19 protein-coding genes are annotated in these 17,509 nt (G+C 71.7%); 8 read left to right on the plus strand and 11 right to left on the minus strand.

Annotation, left to right across the window (positions count from 1 at the left end; genetic code table 11):
* Positions 1-101: 101 nt before the first annotated feature.
* The 3 genes from ACFKCF_RS55375 to ACFKCF_RS55385 are packed head-to-tail and all read right to left on the minus strand — an operon-like array spanning position 102 to position 2,943.
* Positions 102-1,757: a helix-turn-helix domain-containing protein gene (locus ACFKCF_RS55375; RefSeq protein ID WP_394504731.1), complete on the minus strand. Its 1,656-nt coding sequence runs from the start codon at positions 1,755-1,757 to the stop codon at positions 102-104.
* A gap of 54 nt (positions 1,758-1,811) precedes the next feature.
* Positions 1,812-2,153, minus strand: a complete 342-nt coding sequence (locus tag ACFKCF_RS55380) for a TraR/DksA family transcriptional regulator (RefSeq protein WP_394504733.1) — start codon at positions 2,151-2,153, stop codon at positions 1,812-1,814.
* Positions 2,154-2,184: 31 nt separating this feature from the next.
* Positions 2,185-2,943, minus strand: coding sequence for a rod shape-determining protein (locus tag ACFKCF_RS55385; protein WP_394504735.1), 759 nt, complete (start codon positions 2,941-2,943; stop codon positions 2,185-2,187).
* A 152-nt stretch (positions 2,944-3,095) separates the two neighbouring features.
* On the opposite strand from ACFKCF_RS55385, the gene ACFKCF_RS55390 reads away from it, so the two are divergent.
* Complete coding sequence (locus tag ACFKCF_RS55390; RefSeq protein WP_394504736.1) at positions 3,096-3,320, plus strand: hypothetical protein; 225 nt, start codon at positions 3,096-3,098, stop codon at positions 3,318-3,320.
* Here ACFKCF_RS55390 and ACFKCF_RS55395 read toward each other — a convergent pair.
* Positions 3,317-3,694 (minus strand): hypothetical protein, encoded by a 378-nt coding sequence (locus tag ACFKCF_RS55395; RefSeq protein ID WP_394504738.1) that lies wholly within the window; start codon positions 3,692-3,694, stop codon positions 3,317-3,319. The genes ACFKCF_RS55390 and ACFKCF_RS55395 overlap by 4 nt on opposite strands.
* A 207-nt stretch (positions 3,695-3,901) precedes the next feature.
* On the minus strand, positions 3,902-4,282 hold the full coding sequence (locus tag ACFKCF_RS55400) for a winged helix-turn-helix transcriptional regulator (protein WP_394504741.1): 381 nt from the start codon (positions 4,280-4,282) through the stop codon (positions 3,902-3,904).
* A 94-nt stretch (positions 4,283-4,376) separates the two neighbouring features.
* Here ACFKCF_RS55400 and ACFKCF_RS55405 point away from each other — a divergent pair, with 94 nt between their 5' ends.
* On the plus strand, positions 4,377-4,805 hold the full coding sequence (locus tag ACFKCF_RS55405) for a RidA family protein (RefSeq protein ID WP_394504743.1): 429 nt from the start codon (positions 4,377-4,379) through the stop codon (positions 4,803-4,805).
* Between the two features lie 375 nt (positions 4,806-5,180).
* Here ACFKCF_RS55405 and ACFKCF_RS55410 read toward each other — a convergent pair whose 3' ends face one another.
* Together ACFKCF_RS55410 and ACFKCF_RS55415 are read right to left on the minus strand one after the other, a co-directional pair.
* The gene (locus ACFKCF_RS55410) at positions 5,181-5,561 is read right to left on the minus strand and encodes a DUF2255 family protein (protein WP_394504745.1); all 381 of its coding nucleotides are present in this window, start codon (positions 5,559-5,561) and stop codon (positions 5,181-5,183) included.
* 35 nt (positions 5,562-5,596) lie between these two features.
* The gene (locus ACFKCF_RS55415) at positions 5,597-6,586 is read right to left on the minus strand and encodes an aldo/keto reductase (protein WP_394504748.1); all 990 of its coding nucleotides are present in this window, start codon (positions 6,584-6,586) and stop codon (positions 5,597-5,599) included.
* Positions 6,587-6,843: 257 nt separating this feature from the next.
* On the opposite strand from ACFKCF_RS55415, the gene ACFKCF_RS55420 reads away from it, so the two are divergent.
* Entirely contained in the window at positions 6,844-7,746 is a 903-nt protein-coding gene (locus ACFKCF_RS55420; protein ID WP_394504750.1) for a helix-turn-helix transcriptional regulator, read from the plus strand.
* Between the two features lie 15 nt (positions 7,747-7,761).
* Here the strand turns inward: ACFKCF_RS55420 and ACFKCF_RS55425 are convergent, their stop codons facing one another.
* Complete coding sequence (locus tag ACFKCF_RS55425) at positions 7,762-8,349, minus strand: TetR/AcrR family transcriptional regulator (protein ID WP_394504752.1); 588 nt, start codon at positions 8,347-8,349, stop codon at positions 7,762-7,764.
* 135 nt (positions 8,350-8,484) lie between these two features.
* On the opposite strand from ACFKCF_RS55425, the gene ACFKCF_RS55430 reads away from it, so the two are divergent.
* On the plus strand, positions 8,485-9,249 hold the full coding sequence (locus tag ACFKCF_RS55430) for a class I SAM-dependent methyltransferase (RefSeq protein WP_394504754.1): 765 nt from the start codon (positions 8,485-8,487) through the stop codon (positions 9,247-9,249).
* 106 nt (positions 9,250-9,355) lie between these two features.
* Positions 9,356-10,390 (plus strand): hypothetical protein, encoded by a 1,035-nt coding sequence (locus tag ACFKCF_RS55435; protein WP_394504756.1) that lies wholly within the window; start codon positions 9,356-9,358, stop codon positions 10,388-10,390.
* On the opposite strand, the gene ACFKCF_RS55440 is transcribed toward ACFKCF_RS55435, so the two are convergent.
* A complete protein-coding gene (locus ACFKCF_RS55440; RefSeq protein WP_394504757.1) occupies positions 10,385-11,578 on the minus strand; it encodes a cytochrome P450 in 1,194 nt (397 codons plus the stop codon). The two genes, ACFKCF_RS55435 and ACFKCF_RS55440, sit on opposite strands and share 6 nt — an antisense overlap.
* A 173-nt stretch (positions 11,579-11,751) precedes the next feature.
* On the opposite strand from ACFKCF_RS55440, the gene ACFKCF_RS55445 reads away from it, so the two are divergent.
* Together ACFKCF_RS55445 and ACFKCF_RS55450 are read left to right on the plus strand one after the other, a co-directional pair.
* A complete protein-coding gene (locus ACFKCF_RS55445) occupies positions 11,752-12,588 on the plus strand; it encodes a hypothetical protein (protein ID WP_394504759.1) in 837 nt (278 codons plus the stop codon).
* Positions 12,589-12,783: 195 nt separating this feature from the next.
* On the plus strand, positions 12,784-14,343 hold the full coding sequence (locus tag ACFKCF_RS55450) for a sulfatase (RefSeq protein ID WP_394504812.1): 1,560 nt from the start codon (positions 12,784-12,786) through the stop codon (positions 14,341-14,343).
* A gap of 64 nt (positions 14,344-14,407) precedes the next feature.
* Here ACFKCF_RS55450 and ACFKCF_RS55455 read toward each other — a convergent pair whose 3' ends face one another.
* On the minus strand, positions 14,408-14,926 hold the full coding sequence (locus ACFKCF_RS55455) for an XdhC family protein (protein ID WP_394504760.1): 519 nt from the start codon (positions 14,924-14,926) through the stop codon (positions 14,408-14,410).
* A gap of 52 nt (positions 14,927-14,978) precedes the next feature.
* Here ACFKCF_RS55455 and ACFKCF_RS55460 point away from each other — a divergent pair, with 52 nt between their 5' ends.
* A complete protein-coding gene (locus ACFKCF_RS55460; protein WP_394504761.1) occupies positions 14,979-15,767 on the plus strand; it encodes an SAM-dependent methyltransferase in 789 nt (262 codons plus the stop codon).
* A gap of 42 nt (positions 15,768-15,809) precedes the next feature.
* On the opposite strand, the gene ACFKCF_RS55465 is transcribed toward ACFKCF_RS55460, so the two are convergent.
* Complete coding sequence (locus ACFKCF_RS55465; RefSeq protein ID WP_394504762.1) at positions 15,810-17,507, minus strand: hypothetical protein; 1,698 nt, start codon at positions 17,505-17,507, stop codon at positions 15,810-15,812.
* Between the last annotated feature and the right edge of the window lie 2 nt (positions 17,508-17,509).

Genomic DNA, 17,509 nt, shown 5'->3' on the forward strand with positions numbered 1-17,509 from the left:
GAATGACGGGGTGTCGCAGTCAGCATGGCCCCGGCGGCGACCTGCGGCGTTGTGGGCGGGCGACAATCGCGGCGCCGCCGTTGTCGGTCCGGCACAACGGATCAGTGGCGGGGCTCGTCCTCGATGGCGGCCAGCATGATGATCATGGCGAACCGCTTGCGGCCGTCGTTCAGGTCCAGCGGAACGAGCTCGTCCATCTTGCGCAGCCGGTTGCGCACGGTGTTGGGATGCACGTCGAGCCGCTCGGCGGCCAGGGCGAGGTCGCCCTGGCTCATCAGCCAGGCCCGCAGCGTGGCCACGAAGCGCGTGCCGTGGGTGGTGTCGTGCCGCAGCAGCGTGCTCACCGGCCCGCGGGCGGGAGTCCGGCCGGTACGCGCGGCCGCGCGCAGCCGCCGCAGCAAGATGTCGCCCCAGGACTCGTCGTAGGCGGGCGGGACGGCGCCGGGCCTGGCGCTCTCGTGCAGCGCCAGGCACTCGTCGGCTTCCTGGCGGGCTGCGGGCAGTTCCGCGACCTCCGCGGGTGCGCCGATCCCGGCCGTGACGCGTACCTGAGCGGGCAGTTCGCGGCGGAGGGCGGTGATCCACTGGCGGGCCGCATCGGCCTGCTCGGCCAGGATGACGGTGTAGAGCGTGTCGCCGAGCAGCGCGCTGCGGCCGGGCCTGGACCAGCCGAATCCGGTGGTCGCCTGCTCGAAGGCCAGCAGCAGCGCGGCGTGGCGATCAGGGGTGTGCGCACGGACCGCGATGACCCGCATCGGCTGTGGCGCCAGGCCCAGCCGGCTGATCACCGTCTCGGCGTCAGAGCTGCCCTCCAGCAACCGGATGACCAGGTCCGATTCGACCTGCCGCTCCAGGTCGGCGCTGGCCCGGGAGCGCAGCAGGTGCAGTGCGACGGTGCGCGCGCCGTCCGCCAGCGCGCGCAGATGAGCGCCGGCCAGCGGGCGCTCGCAGGTCACCCACACCCAGCCGAGCAGCTCACGGCCGGCCCGCGCCGCCACCGCCATCCGCCCGGTCAGGCCGTGCCCGGCGTCGGCGGGGACGAACACCGGCTCGTCCGTCGCCGCCAGCCGGGCGAACACTCCCTGCCGCTGGAACAGCTCGCGCAGCCGGTCGGGGACGCGCCGGGCGAGGATGGTCTCCAATCGGGCCGGGTCGCCTGCCTGCTGGGAGCGGGAGTAGGCCAGCACCCGCGAATGGCGGTCCTCGATGGTCACCGCCCCGCCGATGACGTCGGCCAGGCTGTCGGCCAGGGCGAACAGGTCGGTCGGGCCGCGTCCGGAGGCGGTCTCACGGCTCTCCAGCACCAGCCCGTACACCACGCCGGCGAGCTGGCTCCACGAGACGGCGGGGTCGGCCAGCAGGACGGTCACCCCGTGCCGGTCGCCGAGCGCGGCGGCGTCCCGCTCGACGTCCCCGCCGCTCCCACCCCCGCCGCCGCTCCCACCCCCGCCGTCGCTCCGCTCCCCGCCGTCGCTCCCGCCCCCGGCATCGGTCCCACCGCCGGCGCCGACTCCGCTTCCGGCGCCGGTCCCGGCGGGGCGGACCAGGACCGCTGTGGCTCGGGACGCCGCGGCCCACTGCACCGCCTCGGCGATCGAGGTGGTGCCGACGGCCAGGAGCAGGTCGCCGGCGGCGTGGCGGTCGGTGGCATCGGGCATCGCCACGCTGCGCAGCCAGGTCGAGCGTGCCTCGGTACGGCCGCACAGCCGCACGCCGTACCCGCCGAGCACGTTCACCAAGCGGTCCAATGTGATCATGGTCAACTCCGGGTCGGCGGAAGGGAGCGGGCTGCCCCGCTCCCTTCCGCGGTGTCAGGCGGCCTCGTGCCGCCGCTGGCAGTCGATGCAGTTGCGGGCCAGCGGCCGGACCTTGAGCCGTTCGAACGGGATGGCCGCCTGGCAGCCCGCGCAGCGGCCGTAGGTGCCGGCCACCAGCCTGTCGTAGGCCTGGGACAGCTCGGCGACGGCGCGCTCGGCGGCGGTGATCGAGACGACCAGCTCCTGCCACGTGTCGTCGGCGCCGCTGCCGTCCCGTTCCTGCACCCGCAGCCCGTCCAGGTGCCGCCTGCGCTGCTCCAGCTGCTGCTGCAGGTCCTGGCGCAGCGACTGGAGCTGCACGCTGCTGAGGTGTGCGGTCGCGTGATGCTCGGTCATGATGGAAGGTCCTTTCTGCGAAGGGAATACGTCAGCGGGCGCGCAGGCCGAGGCTCTCGGCCAGAGCCGGCTGCAGGCACAGGCGCATCAGGCCGCGGATGGTGGCGTGCTGCGGCTGGGGCGCCACGTTGATCGGCAGCGGCAGCGCGGCGCGCAGGCGGCTCAGCAGCTGCTCCTGATGAGCGCCGCCGCCGGTGACCACCAGGCCCGGGGCGCGCGACCCGGTCGGCAGGCGGCGCAGCAGTCCCGCCGTCATGTCGACGACGCTCTCCAGCGCGTACGACGGCAGCCCCGCGGCGGTGGTGGCGCCGAGCTGGAGGGAGACCGCGTCGGCCACGGCCCCCTCACCGATGGCCACGGCCTCGACGATGCCCGCCCCGACGTCCAGCACCAGGCAGGGCCGGGGATCGAGGACGTCCAGGCCGACGCCGACGGCGGCGGCCAGCGGCTCCTCCACCAGCATCACCTCGCACTCGGCGATCTCGGTCACCGCGGCGTGGACCGCCCGGCGGTCGCTCGGCGACGCCGCCATCGGCACCCCGGCCAGGACCCGTGCCGGCGGCCGGGTGTCGTAGAGCCGGGTGTCCTGCAACACCAGGCGCACCAGCCGAAGGCAGGCGCCCGGGTCGGCCACCATGCCGTACCGGATGGGCCGCACCACCTCCGCCGCGCCGGAGGCTCGCCTCATGATCGCCGACGGCCGGTCGGCGACGGTGTGCCCGCTCAAGGCCAGCGATCGGGTACGCGCGGTGCCCAGGTCGAGCGCCACGAGGCGCCGCATCGAGCTCATTTCGCGCTCCCACGTGCCACCGGGCCGGGCCGCCTGACGAGGACGGCCGAACCGGGTCCGCGGAGGGATCTGACAAACGGCATGACGATAATCAGCTCCTAGCCGACGTCGAGGGAAAGACAGGTGGCCCTGTCACTTCTCCTGCCACAGGGATGATCGGCGGACGTCTCCAGGCGCAACGGCACGCACGGACCCGGCGCCCGGCGGACGCCCAGGACGCTGACGCCCAGGACGCGGGCGCCCTGGACGCGGGCGCGGGGGCCCGGGGGCGCGGCGCCCGGAACGCGGGCGCTCTGGACCCGGGCGCGGGCGTGGACGTGCCGTCAGACTCCGCGGCGCGCGTGGCCGCAGAGCGCGACGGGGAAGACGTCGGCTAGGTGAGCGGCGGGCTGCGCGATCCCGCGGTGCGGTGCGCCAGCTGTTGAGGATCGCGGAGCGTGTCCGCGTCCGAGCCCGGTGGCGGCAGCAGCGCCAGATGGGCGAGCTCGCTGTGGCGTTCGCCGCGCAGCGGCGGCCACAGCGACAGCACGTGGTGCTCGCGGACACCGCTCGCCTGCGGCGGCAGGCTGGACAGGTCGGTGTCCCATCCGCCCAGGCTCCACGCCGGGCCGGAGGCCTCTTGCACGACGACGGGACCACTTGCCCTGCCGGGGGCGGCGGTCAGCATCAGCGCCACCAGGGACAGCAGGACCAGGACCATCACGCCGACGAACGCGATGGACCTTTGTGGTGTTCTCCACGGTCCCGTCATAGGGCCGACCATAGCCCACACCATCGCAAAAGGCATGTTACGGACGTTGACCAGCAAGGCCCGCGCATCCTCCAGGACCTCAAGCAGTCGCCGCTCCGCCCCGGCTACGGCGGCAATTCCGCCACCTCGAGGGCGCGGATGTGATCTTCGAGGCACGAGCGGCTCTTGTCGCCGCGGATCGCCCCTCGTCCCGCCTGCGTGAGCTGTTCAGGCGTGGAAGCCGCGGCGGGCGGCCTCGATGTGACCGAAGTACTGGTGGGTCCAGCCGCAGATCAAGTCCACGGTTGCGCGCAAGGCCTGGCCCGGCTCGGTGAGGGTGTACTCCACCCGTGGCGGCACGGTGGGGTGGACCTTTCGCTCGGCGAGGCCGTTGCGCTCCAGCATGCGCAGGTTCTGGGTGAGCATCTTGTGGCTGATGCCCTCGACCTCGTCCCGCAGCTCGCTGAAGCGCAGGGTGCGCTCACCGAGAGCCTCGATGATCAGCAACGCCCACTTGTTGGCGACATCGGAGAAGATCTCCCGCGCCAGGGAGTCCGCGCGCCTCAGATCCGCTTCATCGGACGAGCCGCTGAACTGCTTGGTCACCATCCGGTTCCCCAGTCACTAGAAAGTTCGTTCTTCCACGTCAGCGAACACTCTCCTATGGTTTCTCAGTAACCGCAAGAGACTACGGAAACGACTGATGGGAAAGCTCATGGCCGTCGCGCTCATCAACCCTGACAAGCACGTCCGAGTCCCGATCTACCACCACGTGGCGGTGGCGACGGGTAGCAGGCAGGTCCACATCGCGGGACAGGTCGCCTGGGACGAGAACGGCGAGCTCGTGGCACCCGGCGACCTCGCCGGACAGGTCGCCCAGGTCTATCGCAACCTCGCCAAGGCGCTCGACGCGGCCGGAGCGACGTTCCACGACGTCGTCCGCTTCACGTGGTACGCCGCCGGCTGGAAGAGGGAGATGTACGACGCCTTCAACGCGGGCATCGAACAGGCGGCCCGCGAATTCGACATCGCCACGCCACCGCTCGCGCTGATCGGGGTGGAGATCCTCTTCGAGCCCGGCATTCTCATCGAGGCCGAGGTCACCGCAGTCATCGATCAAGAACGCTCGTGAGCCGGGGCCGGCTGGGGGCGGACGTCGTGCTCCCCCACGGGGCGAACTTCCCGGCGCTGGTGCGTAAGAAGGCGCCGGACGGCGGCAACGGGCTCATCGACGCCGCCCGCCTGAGCGAGGCCACCACCCGGGCAGGTCGCGATGACCTTCGGGCGGGTTCCGGCCGCCCATCGGCGCGGGGACGACGGCGCGCAAGCAGACCGGTCCGTGCTCGGCGGCAGCCGCTGGTCGATCGTCGCCGGGGGCCAGGGGGCTGACCGGACCGCGATATCGGGCCGCCGCTGGAGGTCGCATGAGAGCGGCGGCCGAGCGGGAGATCACCGCGGGAACGACATCACCCGCCTGGCCGGCACCGGCGATCGACGGTGCCGTCGGTCATGGTCGTGGCAGGAGCTTGAGGGTGGTGGCTCGGGCCTGGGTGGCGACCATGGGGGTGACATAGGTGCTGCCGTAGCGGCGGTACTTGGTGCGGTAGGCCGCGTCGATCCGGTCGTTGACGCCCGGATCGTTCTCCTCGGCCAGGGCGACGTCCTTGTCGATGCCGCCCGCGGTGATGTGGGCGTGGTGGCTGGCTCGGGCGGCCCGGTACCAGGTGCCGTCGGGGCCTCGGTAGGAGCGGATGTAAAGATCGTCGCCGTCACGGACGATCCAGATGGGCACCGGGGTGCGCGGCGTGCCGTCGTCGCGGACGGGCGCGATCCGCAGCTCGTCCGCCGTGCCGATGCGGCTGAGCTCGTCGCTGGTCCATGAAGCCATGACGAAGGTCCCTTCCTGGTGGTGGTGACGGTGGGTCACAGGCCGGTCATGCGTTCGAGGTGGTCGGGGTAGCGGGCGCCCTGGATGTCGATCTCGGCCGCGGCGGTGTCGATCCGTTCGAGGTCATCGGTGGTGAGCTCGACGTCGGCGGCGCCGATGTTCTCCTCCAGGCGCTCCAGCCGGCGGGTGCCGGGAATCGGGACGATCCAGGGGTGCTGGGCCAGCAGCCAGGCCAGGGCGATCTGGGCGGATGTGGCGCCCTTGCTCCGGGCGATGGCGCCCAGGAGGTCGACGAGTGCCTGGTTCGCCTTCCTCGCCTCGGGGGTGAAGCGCGGGATGCTCGCGCGGATGTCGGTGCTGTCGAAGGCGGTGGCCTCATCGACCTTGCCGGTGAGGAAGCCCTTGCCGAGCGGGCTGTAGGGGACGAACCCGATGCCGAGCTCCGCCAGGACGGGGAGGACCTCCTGCTCGGGCCTGTGCCACCACAGGGAGTACTCGCTCTGCACGGCGGTCACGGGCTGGACGGCGTGGGCGCGGCGGATGGTCCCGGCGGCCGCCTCGGACATGCCGAAGTGCCGGACCTTGCCCGCCTGGAGCAGCTCCTTGACCGCTCCGGCGACGTCCTCGATCGGCACATCGGGGTCGACGCGGTGCTGGTAGTACAGGTCGATCACCTCGACGCCCAGCCGCTGGAGCGAGCCGTCGACGGCCTGCCGGATGTGCTCGGGCCGGCTGGACAGCCCGATCTGGCGGCCGTCGTCGTCGAAGGCGAATCCGAACTTCGTGGCGATCACGACCTGATCGCGCACGGGGGCGAGGGCCTCACCGACCAGTCGCTCGTTGATGAACGGCCCGTAGACCTCGGCGGTGTCGAAGAACGTGACGCCACGCTCCACCGCTGCCCGGATGAACGCGATCATCTCCTGCCGGCTGCCGGGGTTGGGGCCGTAGCTCTGGCTCATGCCCATGCAGCCGAGCCCGATCTCCGAGACCTCGAGGTCACGTCCGAGAGTTCGCTTGTTCATGGTCATCTCCTCTCTGTCGCACCGCAGCAGCGGGGGTGCCCGACGGCGTCGCGGCCCGCACGGTGCCCGAGGCTCGGCGCCTTCGCGGGCAGCACGATGGAAATCAGGCTGCGGTCGGGCCGGCCGGGTGCGTCCGGCACGCACGACTCCGGCACCGGCCAGCAAACCCCTGATGAGACAGACGCAGGAAGTTCCTGCTGTTCCCTGTACTGACAGAACACCCCACAGCAGCAAAACCCGGCCTACCCTGGGAAAACATGGACAACCGCAGTGAGGTCCGCGAGTTCCTGGTCTCGCGGCGAGCCAAGATCACCCCACAGGAGGCCGGCCTGCCCGCCTACGGCGGCCACCGGCGCGTGCCCGGGTTGCGGCGCGAAGAGGTCGCCATGCTCGCCGGCGTCAGTGCCGAGTACTACGCCCGCCTGGAACGGGGCAACCTCAGCGGCGTCTCCGAGAGCGTCCTCGAATCGCTTTCCCGCGCCCTGAAACTGGACGAAGCCGAACGCGCCCACCTGTTCGACCTGGCCAGAACCGCCAACGCCGGCCCCGGCGCCCGCCGCCGCCCCGCCCAGCAGCAGATCCGGCCCGGCATCCAGCTCCTGCTGGACTCCATGACCGACGCGGCCGCCTACGTCCGCAACGGACGCCTGGACATCATCGCCGCCAACCGGCTCGGCCGGGCACTGTACGCACCCGTCTTCGACGATCCCGTCAGGCCCGTCAACCTCGCCCGATTCCGGTTCCTCAACCCTCGCGCCCGGGACTTCTTCCCCGACTGGGACGAGTCCGCCCACACCACCGTGGCCCTGCTGCGTACCGAAGCAGGACGCGATCCCTACGACCGGTCCCTGACCGACCTGGTCGGCGAACTCGCCACCCGCAGCGAGGAATTCCGCACCCTGTGGGCCGCCCACAACGTCCGCCTGCACCACACCGGCGTCAAGAACTTCCACCACCCCGTCGTCGGCGACCTCAGGCTCCCCTTCGAAGCCATGCCCCTGCCCGCCGACCCCGGCCTGACCCTCACCGCCTTCAGCGCCGAACCCGGCACCGCGGCCCACGACGCGCTCGCCCTCCTCGCGGGCTGGGCCTCCACGCTCGATCCACAGGCGAGCGAGCCCGGCGAAGCGACGAGGACGCCCGATCTGCGCCGGACCTGAACCGGTCCCGGCCGGTCATCGTTCGACGCCGGCGATGACCGTCGCCACCATCTTGCGGACGGCGGCGGGCTCCGGCGGGGCGCCCGTCCGGTCGGCGAACAGCAGGTGGCCGGTCCCGATCAGGGTCGGAGCGAGCGTGTCGACGTCGGCGTCGGCCGCGATGCGCCCCAGGTCCCGCTCCGCGCGGAGGTAGGAGGCGATCATGACGCAGGCCTCCGTCAGGACCGGGACGCCGGCCGGCCAGGTCCGGCGCAGCCGGGCGCGCAGCTCGTCCCGGAAGGTGACGAGGGCGACGATCGACACGGCGACCGACCCGAACAGGGCCGTCAGCGAGTCGGCGAGGTTGCCGGCGACGGTGCCGGTCCCGGCGGATTCGCGCAGCGCGGCGGCCTGGGCGTCCATCCGGTCGACGCGATCGAGCACGAACTCGGCGAGGAAGGCGTCGAAGTCCTCGAAGTGCCGGTGCAGAACGCCCTTGGCGCAGCCCGCCTCGGTCGTGACCGCCCGGCTGGTCAGCGCGCTCGGCCCGTCCCGCGACAGGATCCGGTCGGCGGCGTCGAACAGCTGCTCACGCACGTCGCGGAGGGCCACCCCGGTCGGCACCGCGCATCCCGCCTTCCATCGTCCGGCCTCGCCAGGTTGACGAGTGGGCACATGCCCATTCATAGTGGGCGCATGCCCACTATAGCGCAGCCGGGAGGCTCTCCTCCCGAGCCCGAGCCGCATCAAGCTCGGCAAATGGCGGAATCGTTCGGCGTGGACGCCGAACGCTATGACCGGACCCGGCCCCACTACCCCGACGCCATGGTGACCCGGATCGTCGCCGGCAGCCCCGGCCCCGACGTCCTCGACGTGGGCTGCGGCACCGGCATCGAGGCCCGGCAGTTCCAGGCGGCCGGCTGCAAGGTGCTCGGGGTCGACCCCGACGCGCGGATGGCCGGCTTCGCGCGGCGCGAAGGGCTCGAGGTCGAGGTGTCGACGTTCGAGACCTGGGAGCCCGCCGGCCGGGACTTCGACGCGGTCATCGCCGGACAGGCCTGGCACTGGGTGGACCCGGCCGCCGGCGCGGCCAAGGCGGCGCAGGTGCTGCGTCCCGAGGGACGGCTGGCCGTGTTCTGGAACGCGTTCCAGACCCCGCCCGATCTCAGTGAAGCCATGGCCGCGGTCTACCGCAGGATCATGCCCGACGCGCCGATCTACCAGCGCGGGTTGTCCGACCCGGACGCGTACGCGGCGCTGCGCGCCAAGGCCGCCGACGGCATCCGGCAGGCGGGCGCGTTCGGCGAGGTGGAGCAGTGGCGGTTCGACTGGGAGCGGACCTACACCCGCGACGAGTGGCTGGACCTGCTGCCCACCACCGGCGTCCACACCCGGCTGCCGGCGGCCACGCTGCAGGAGGTGCTCGCGGGCGTCGGCGCCGCCGTCGACGCGGCGGGAGGCCACTTCACGATGCGGTACGCCACAGTGGTGGTCACCGCGGCACGCGGCACCGGCGCCTCCTGACTCGCTTCGGAGCGGGCCGGACGGGGAACGTACTCAGCACACTCGGGGAGCGTACGGTCGGTGAAGTCGCCGCCTCCTTGACGGCGGGCTGACGAGGAGAAGACGCATGTCCCCCCGCCGCATCCATCTCGTCGGAAGCTATCCGGCCGCGGACGCCCACCAGGCCATGACCGTCATGGCGAGCACGGTGGGCCCGTATCTCAGGACGCTGGCGGACGGGGAGGTCGGCGCCCGCCGCAACTGGATCCTCCACGTCATCGACGGCCTGCGCGAGCATCCGGACGTCGAACTGCGGACCGAGGGGAACTGGTCCGACTACGACGACCGTCCGGTCTTCAGGGTGAGGCGCGGGCACCGGCTCACCGCCGCCTCACTGCGCACCGGTCACGCGGCCGCCGCCGGGGAGAGCTACGAGGCGTTCAAGGAGATCCGCGCGGAGCACGGGCTGGAAGGCGTGTCGTTCCAGGTCGGCATCCCCGGCGACCTGGACCTCGCGCTCTTCTCCTTCGGACCGGCGGGGGCGTTCACCCGCCGCGGGGCCTTCCGGGGCGCGCTCGCCCGGGAGATCGCGGAGATCTCCCGGTGGGGCGGCCGGGACGTGCTGTTCCAGCTCGAGGTGCCCGCCGAGCTGGTCATGGTGGCCGGTGCCCCCCGCCCGCTGCGGGCGGCGGTCGCGCGAGCATTGGTCCGCGGCATGGTCAAGCAGGCCGCCGCCGCGCCGGCGGGCACCCGCTTCGGCGTCCACCTGTGCGTCGGCGACCTCGGCAACCGGGCGCTGAGGCGGTTGGACGACGTCGGACCCGCGGTGTCCCTGGTCAACGCGCTGCTGCGGGCCTGGCCGCGGGGCCGCCCACTGGAGTTCGTCCACGTTCCGCTGGCGGCGGGCGACCTGCCCCCGCCGGTGGAAGCGGGCTTCTACCGGGGCCTTGCGTCCCTGGCCGCGCTGCCCCAGGGCGTCAGGTTCGCCGCCGGGCTGGTCCACGAGGCCCAGGAGGAAGCCGACCAGCGCAGGATCCTGGGCCTCGTGGAGAGCGCCCTGGCCCGTACGGTGGACGTCTCCCCCGCCTGCGGGCTGGGCAGGCGTTCGGCGCGCGACGCCCGGCGCGTCCTGGACAGGGCGGTCGCCCTGGCCGAGTCATGACGCCCCGACGCTCACCACCAGCCCGCGGATCTCGTAGCCGCCGATGTCGTTGTTGAAGCTCACGCGCGGCGCCGCCGCCATCCGCACGCCGTCCATGGCGAACAGGCGGCTGAGGAAGACGTCCGTCTCCAGGATGGCGATGCCCGCTCCCGGACACCGGTGCGGCCCGTCGCCGAAGGACAGCGCCGCGCCGCTCGTGCTCCCCTCGATGGCGCGGCCGGGGCAGATCGACAGCGGCTGCGAGCCCACGGCTCGGGGGTCGGTGTTCGCCGCGTCGACGAACACCTCGATCACCGCGCCCGGTGGCACCGTGACGGGCCCGTCGTCGCCGACCAGGTCCAGGGCGGCGGTGGTGCGCCGGCGCAGCCGCCCGACCACGGGTTCGAGCCGCAGGATCTCGTGCAGAACGGCGAGGCGGCCGAGCTCGTCGGCGGCGCGGTAGCGCTGCAGCAGCGCCTCGTCGGTGAACAGGTGCCAGGCCGCGGCGCAGATGAACTCGCGCGTGGTCACCATGCCGGCCGCTGCGAAGGTCAGGCACTCGCCGAGGATCTCGGCGTCCGTGCATCCCTCGGAGATCAGGTGCGAGATGAGGTCGTCGCGCGGCTCGCGGCGGTGGGCGCGGATCGCCGGGCGCACGTCGGCCAGGTAGACGCTCAGCCAGCTGACGTTCTGCCTGACCAGCCAGTAGATGCCGGTCAGGCTGGTCAGGCCGGGCCTGCCGAACTTCTCGGGGAAGAAGCGTTCCAGCCTGCCGCGGATCCCGGGCCTGCTGGACGTGAGGCCGATGATCGCGCTCGCCACCTCGATCGCCATGCCGAAGCTCAGCTCCGACAGCTGCGCCTGCCCCGTCGCCCGCAGCTCGGCGAGCCGGCTCTCCGCGACCCGCGCCATCAGGTCGCGATAGCGCTCGTCCACCCTGCGGGGCGTGAAGTACCGCGCGGTCTGGCGGCGGTCCTCGCGATGCTCGGGCCCGTCCCGGTAGAGGACCGGTCGGCGGATCCTGGCGGGCAGCTTCTCCACGGTCTCGATGCCCAGCCCGGCCTGGACGGTGTCGTCGCTGCGCAGCACGGCGCGGGCCTGCGCGTAACCGCGGACCTCCCACGTTCCGTCGTCGGCGCGCCGGACCGGGCAGAGCCCGGGTGGGGCCGCGCTCCGGATCTTGCGCGTGTCTCCGCTGTGGTCGTTCACGCCGGCACGTCTCCCCTGATCGTCGACCGCCGTTGACCATGCTCGTCCCCGTTCGGCGTGAGATCAAGGGAACAGAGCGCCCGGGAAATACCGGATGTCATGGTTCGACTTGACTGATGATCTTCGATGCACCAGATTGTTCGCGACTTTTCGGACCGTTCCCAAGGAAACCCATGAAGCGAGCCATCATAGGTGTCGCCGTGGTCGCGGGCGTGGTGCAACTCACCGCCACGCCCGCGCAAGCGGCACCCAAGATCGACCCGGTCAAGGCGCTCAAGGCCGAGTTAGCCGACGGCAGAGCCGTCAACGTCCAGTCCACGGCGAAGGTGACGTACACGCGCAGCCTGGTCGTCACCTCGGGGCTGGAGGGCACGATCGGGTTCGACCGGCGCGGCGCGGCCGCGTCCGATGTGGCCCAGACCCTGCAGTACAGCGAGGACCTCCTGCGCAGCGTGAAGAAGTCGAGGCCGGAGGAGGTCGAGGCCCTGCGGCAAGGGCCCATCAATATGATCTCCACGCGGGACGTGAGCTACGTCTCCGGCCCGGTGGTCGATCACGCGTTGCCCCAGGGCACGAGCTGGGTGCGCTACGGGCAGGTCAGCCCGCCGCCGAGCAACCTGGTGCTGGAGATCCTGGAGCCCGCCACGCTCAAGACGCTCCTGTCCCACCGCACCTCCTGGCGTGACGGGGTGTTGAAGGGCTCCATCAAGGCCACCAAGCTCGCGGCGGTGTCCCCCTCGTTCGTGTCGCGCTTCGGTACGCGGTCCAAGAGCGGCCGCGACGGCAAGATCGCCTACACCCTGTGGTTCGGCGGGAACGGCCTGGTCGAGCGGCTGTCCGCCAAGGCCGTCCTGCCCATCAACGACGGCTCCCTGACGGTCGAGTCGAGCACCCGCTACTCGGACTGGGGTCGCGAGGTCACCGTTCTCCTGCCTCTGCAGGGAGACGTGCTCGACCGGGAGCAGCTCGGAGACAAGGTGCCGGCCGAGGTTCCGGGCATCTGGAGCTAGACACCGGCCGTTCGCCCCGGCCGCGCCCATGAGGGCCGGCCGGGATTTCCCAGCTCCGGAGCATGCCCTCGCGGGTGGTATGAAGTTGATTGAGTGCTTTGTCCTGAATTACCGTGCATCGCACCCCCAACCTCCCGTCCCCTGCCAAAGAGGCTGTTCTCCCCGATGTCCGGATATATCAGGAAAAGCTTGGCGGTGGCGCTGGCCGTCGTCCTCGCCTTGACCGTCGCGTCCCCGGCGGGCGCCGGCACCGTCGCCGCACCCAAGCGGCCGAACATCATCTTCTTCCTCGTCGACGACATGTCCGCCGAGCTGCTCCAGTACATGGACACGGTCAAGAGCCTGAGCCACGACGGCACCACGTTCACCGACTACTACGTGGCCGACTCGCTCTGCTGCCCGTCCCGCGCCACCATGTTCACCGGGCAGTTCCCGCACAACACGGGCGTGCGGACCAACCAGGGCTACGACCACGGCGGATACGGCGCGTTCGCGAAGCACGAGGGCAGGACGTACGCCGTCTCCCTGCACCAGGCCGGATATCGCACGGGCTACCTCGGCAAGTACATCAACGAGTATCCCGCGAGCCCCGGCTACCACGTCCCGGCCGGCTGGGACGAGTGGCACGTGACGGCGAGCGGCGGCTACAACGAGTTCAGGTACAAGCTCACCCGCTATGTCAAGGAGGAGGCGGGCGGCCGGCGGCCGATCGACGCCTCCGGAGGCGAATACCTGGTCGACGAGCTGGGGCAGCGGGCGGTGGGCTTCCTCGAGCGGTCCCGCCGGTACGCCCCCGGCGAGCCCTTCTTCCTCCAGGTCTCCCCGTTCTCACCGCACAACAGGGTCAACGTCAAGCCCGGCGACACGGAGCCGCGCTTCCCGCCCGCGCCGCGCGACCGGCCGAAGGACCGCTTCCCCGCCGGGGAGTTCCCCCATGGCGACTGCGGCGGCCCCGACTGCGACTCCATCGACGTGACCACCCTGCCGTCGTTCAACGAGGACACCGCCGACAAGCCCTCCTGGGTACGGCGGGCGCCGATCGGCCCGAAGATCACCGAGAAGCTCCGCGAGGACTTCCGCAACCGGATCCGCATGGTGCAGTCGATCGACGACATGGTGCAGCGCGTCCTGTCCGCGCTGACCGAGCAGGAGAAGCTGAACACGTACGTCGTCTTCACCAGCGACAACGGCTTCCACCTCGGGCAGCACCGCCTGGTGCGGGGCAAGGCCTCGGCCTACGACCACGACGTACGGGTGCCGCTCCTGGTCAGGCGCCCGGCCTCGGGGCCGCGCGGCGACCTCGTGAGCCACGCCATCGCCCAGAACGTGGACCTGTTCGCGACCTTCCTCGACATGGCCGGCGTCGGCGCGGCGACGCGCGACAGCCGCGACGGGCGCAGCCTGCTGCCCCTCATCCAGGGCCGGAACGTCACCGGCTGGCGCGACGCGGCGCTGATCGAGCACGTCAAGCCGAACCCCCACGCGCCCGGCCAGCCCGACCCCGACGCGGACGCCATGAAGAAGGGCAACTCCCGGCCGCCCAGCTACTCCGCCGTGCGCACGGCCGGAGAGCTCTATGTCGAGTACAAGGGCGATCCGACGCCCGAGTACTACAACACCGTCACCGATCCGCGCGAGGAGTCCAACGACCCCCGCAACGCCAGGACCGCCGCCCTGAGCAAGGTCCTCGACGGCCTGAGGAGGTGCGGCAAGCCGGGCGCGGTGGACTGCTGGTCGGCCGCTCACCTGCGCTGACCGATGGGCGCGTCCATGCGGCGGGCCTTGCCGGCGTCGCGCAGGCGGGCGTGCTGACCAGCGGTTAGAAGGCGAACCCGCCCGGGCGGGCGTTGCGGTCGGCGATCAGCCCGGCCAGGGTGGCGACGGCGATCTCGGGCGGGGTGCGCGAGCCGATGTTGAGCCCGATGGGCCGGTGCACCCGGGCGATCTCCTCCGGCGGCACGCCGAGGTCGGCCAGCGCCCGCACGTGCGGCGCGGTGTGGCGGGCGCTGCCCATGATGCCGACCCACCGGACGGGATGTTTGAGCACGTCGCGAAGGATCGGTCCGATCTCCTCGCGATGATGGTCGGTGAGCACCACGTCGGCCGTGGCGTCGAGGAAGGCGCCGAGTTCGGTAACCGCCGTGAACCCCTCGAGACGGCGCTCAGCATCGGGCTCGAAGAGGACCGGGCGGAAGCCGAGCTCGGCGCCGAACCTCAGCAGGCACTCGGCCACCGGCGAGGCGAAGACGGCCACCAGCGTCCGCCCGGCAGGCTCGGCGGGAGCCTCGCTGTGGGCCACCGCACACGCCGGGTCCTCTGCATCATGGGTGTGGGCCATATTCGCAGTCTGACACGCCGCCTGCGGCCCGCCACGTGGATAGGCTTCCAAAATGGACGCCGACCCCAGGATCGACCGTACGAAGCCGCATTCCGCCCGGGTCTGGAACTACCTGCTCGGCGGGCAGGACAACTACGACGTGGACCGCGAGGCCGGGGACACCCTGCTGCGCATGTTCCCCGATTTCGCGCAGGTGGCCATGCTGCAGCGCGAGTTCCTCCGGCGAGCGGTCACCTACCTCGTCACGGAGGCGGGCATCCGGCAGTTCCTCGACATCGGCTCGGGCCTGCCCACCGCCGACAACACGCACGAGGTGGCGCAGCGCCTGGCCCCGGAGTCCCGCGTCGTCTACGTCGACAACGACCCCCTGGTGCTCGTGCACGCCCGCGCCCTGCTCGCCGGCACCCCGGAGGGCGGGACCGCCTACGTCGACGCCGACGTGCGCGACCCCGACGCCATCCTCGCCGCGGCGGCCGAGACCCTGGACTTCTCCCGGCCGATCGGCCTGATGATGCTCAGCATCGCCGGCCAGATCCCCGACGACGACCTCGCCGCCGGCCTCGTCCGCCGGTACGTCGCGGCGCTGCCGCCCGGCAGCCACCTGGCGCTGTCCGACGGCGCCGACGTCAACCCCTCGCTGGTGGCGGCCGTGAGCTCCTACAACGAGCGGGCCGCCTTCCCCTACACGCTGCGCAGCCCCGAGCGGCTCGCCGTACATTTCGAAGGGCTCGAGCTCGTGGACCCGGGCGTGGTCTCCACGCCGCTCTGGCGGCCCCCGGCGGGCGCGCCGCCGCGGCCCGCGGAGATCAACGCGGTCTGCGGCGTGGGACGCAAACCCTGACGTACGGGCGGTCCGGCGGGCCGTGCCGGACCGCCGCGCGGGTCAGGTGAGCTGGATGTAGTCGAGTTCGGCGTATCCGGTGCCGCCGGCGAAGAACGGCGAGCCCTTGGCCAGGCGGATCACGTTGTACCCGGCCCGGAGCGTCACGGTGACGCTGACGGTGGCGCCGAACTCGCCCCACGCCGACGTGGGCGGGTAGCTGACCGTGCTCCAGGCGCCGCCGTTGTAGGCCAGGCCCTGGGTCGCGGTGGCGCCGGTGCCGTTGGCGTAGCCGATGGTCATCGTGTACGAGCGCGCCGTGGGCACGTTCACCACGAAGTCGACGTAGCTGTCGGTACGCGGCGTGCCCGAGTTGTCGATCCGGCCCACGTAGCCGCCGCCCGACGCGCTGGAGGCGCTCAGCCGCTGGGCGCGGAAGACGGAGGCGTTCTCGGCCTCGTAGCGCTGCTGGTAGGAGGGCACCCCGCTGACCGGCTCGACGACGAGCTGGTAGGCGCTGGTGGCCACCATGTTGGGCACGGACACGCTGAGCTGGCCGCCGCTGACCGTCCGGGTGGTCGTGGAGACGGTGGTGGGGGCGGTGACGGCGGTGAAGCGGCCGCTGGACGGGGTGGAGGTCAGCGTGACGCGGACGCTGGAGCCGAGTGCGCCGAGGCCCGTGAGGTTGACGGTGTTGGTGCCGGCCTCGTTGCCGAACACCACGTTGACGATCTTGCGGGTCCCATCGTAGGAGGCGAACCCGTCCAGGCCCGTCGTCGTGGTCGTCGACGTCGTGACCATGTTCCCGGCCATGTCGCCGTACCACTTGTACAGCCACCAGGTGCCGGTGGGCTGGTTGTTGTTGACGACCAGGCCGTTCATGGTGCCGTACTCGTACCAGAAGGCCCGGTGCGCGGACTCCACGCCGCCCCGCTCCAGCTTGGCGACGTAACTGGCGATCCGGCCGGGCACGTCGACCTCGCTGGTAGCGGCGTACTCGTTGATGGAGATGCGGCGCGGGCTGATGCCGAGCGAGGACTCCAGGTTGCGGTAGTCGGCGATGTCGGAGGCGATCCGGGTGGGGTTCTGCAGCTCGTGCCAGCAGATGATGTCCGGCAGGGTGCCGGTGTTCTTGGCGTTGGTGAGGAACGACTGCATCCAGGAGCGGTTGTAGGTGGCGGTGCTGGGGCCGACGATCGGCGTGAGCGTGTCGAGCGCGCGCACCGCCCGGTACGTACGCGCCCAGGCGTCGTTGAAGTTGCCCGCCGCGGCGGTGTTCCAGGTGTAGTCGGGCTCGTTCCAGAGCTCCCAGCCGATGACGTTCGTGACCGAGGTGGCCGACAGCCGGGCGTTGACCATGGTGTTGACCTTGGCCAGCCAGTCGTCCCAGCTCACCCACCTGTACGGGAAGTCGGGATAGATGTCCGGCATCCGGATGAACTCGCCCGCGCCGACCCGGGTGGCCTGCGGGGCCACCAGCAGGGAGTCGCCGCCGGGCGGCTGGCCGTTGGGGCGCTGGCCGACGCCGGGCGCGGGCTGGGTCAGGGAGTTGACCTTGATCGGGAGGAGGGTGGAGTCGGCCGGCCGGGAGTTCTCGGCCAGGCCGTACAGGCCGCCGGAGGCGACGTGGGTGACCGGCCGGAACGGCTGCGCGACGTTGACGGTCAGCGTCGCGCCGGCGGCCGCGGCCGGGGGTGAGGTGGTCACCAGGGCAGTGGCCGTGGTGACCAGGGCTAAGGCGAGCACTCGGAATCGGGACATCG

This window comes from Nonomuraea sp. JJY05 (genome assembly GCF_043496855.1).
GTDB lineage: Bacteria > Actinomycetota > Actinomycetes > Streptosporangiales > Streptosporangiaceae > Nonomuraea.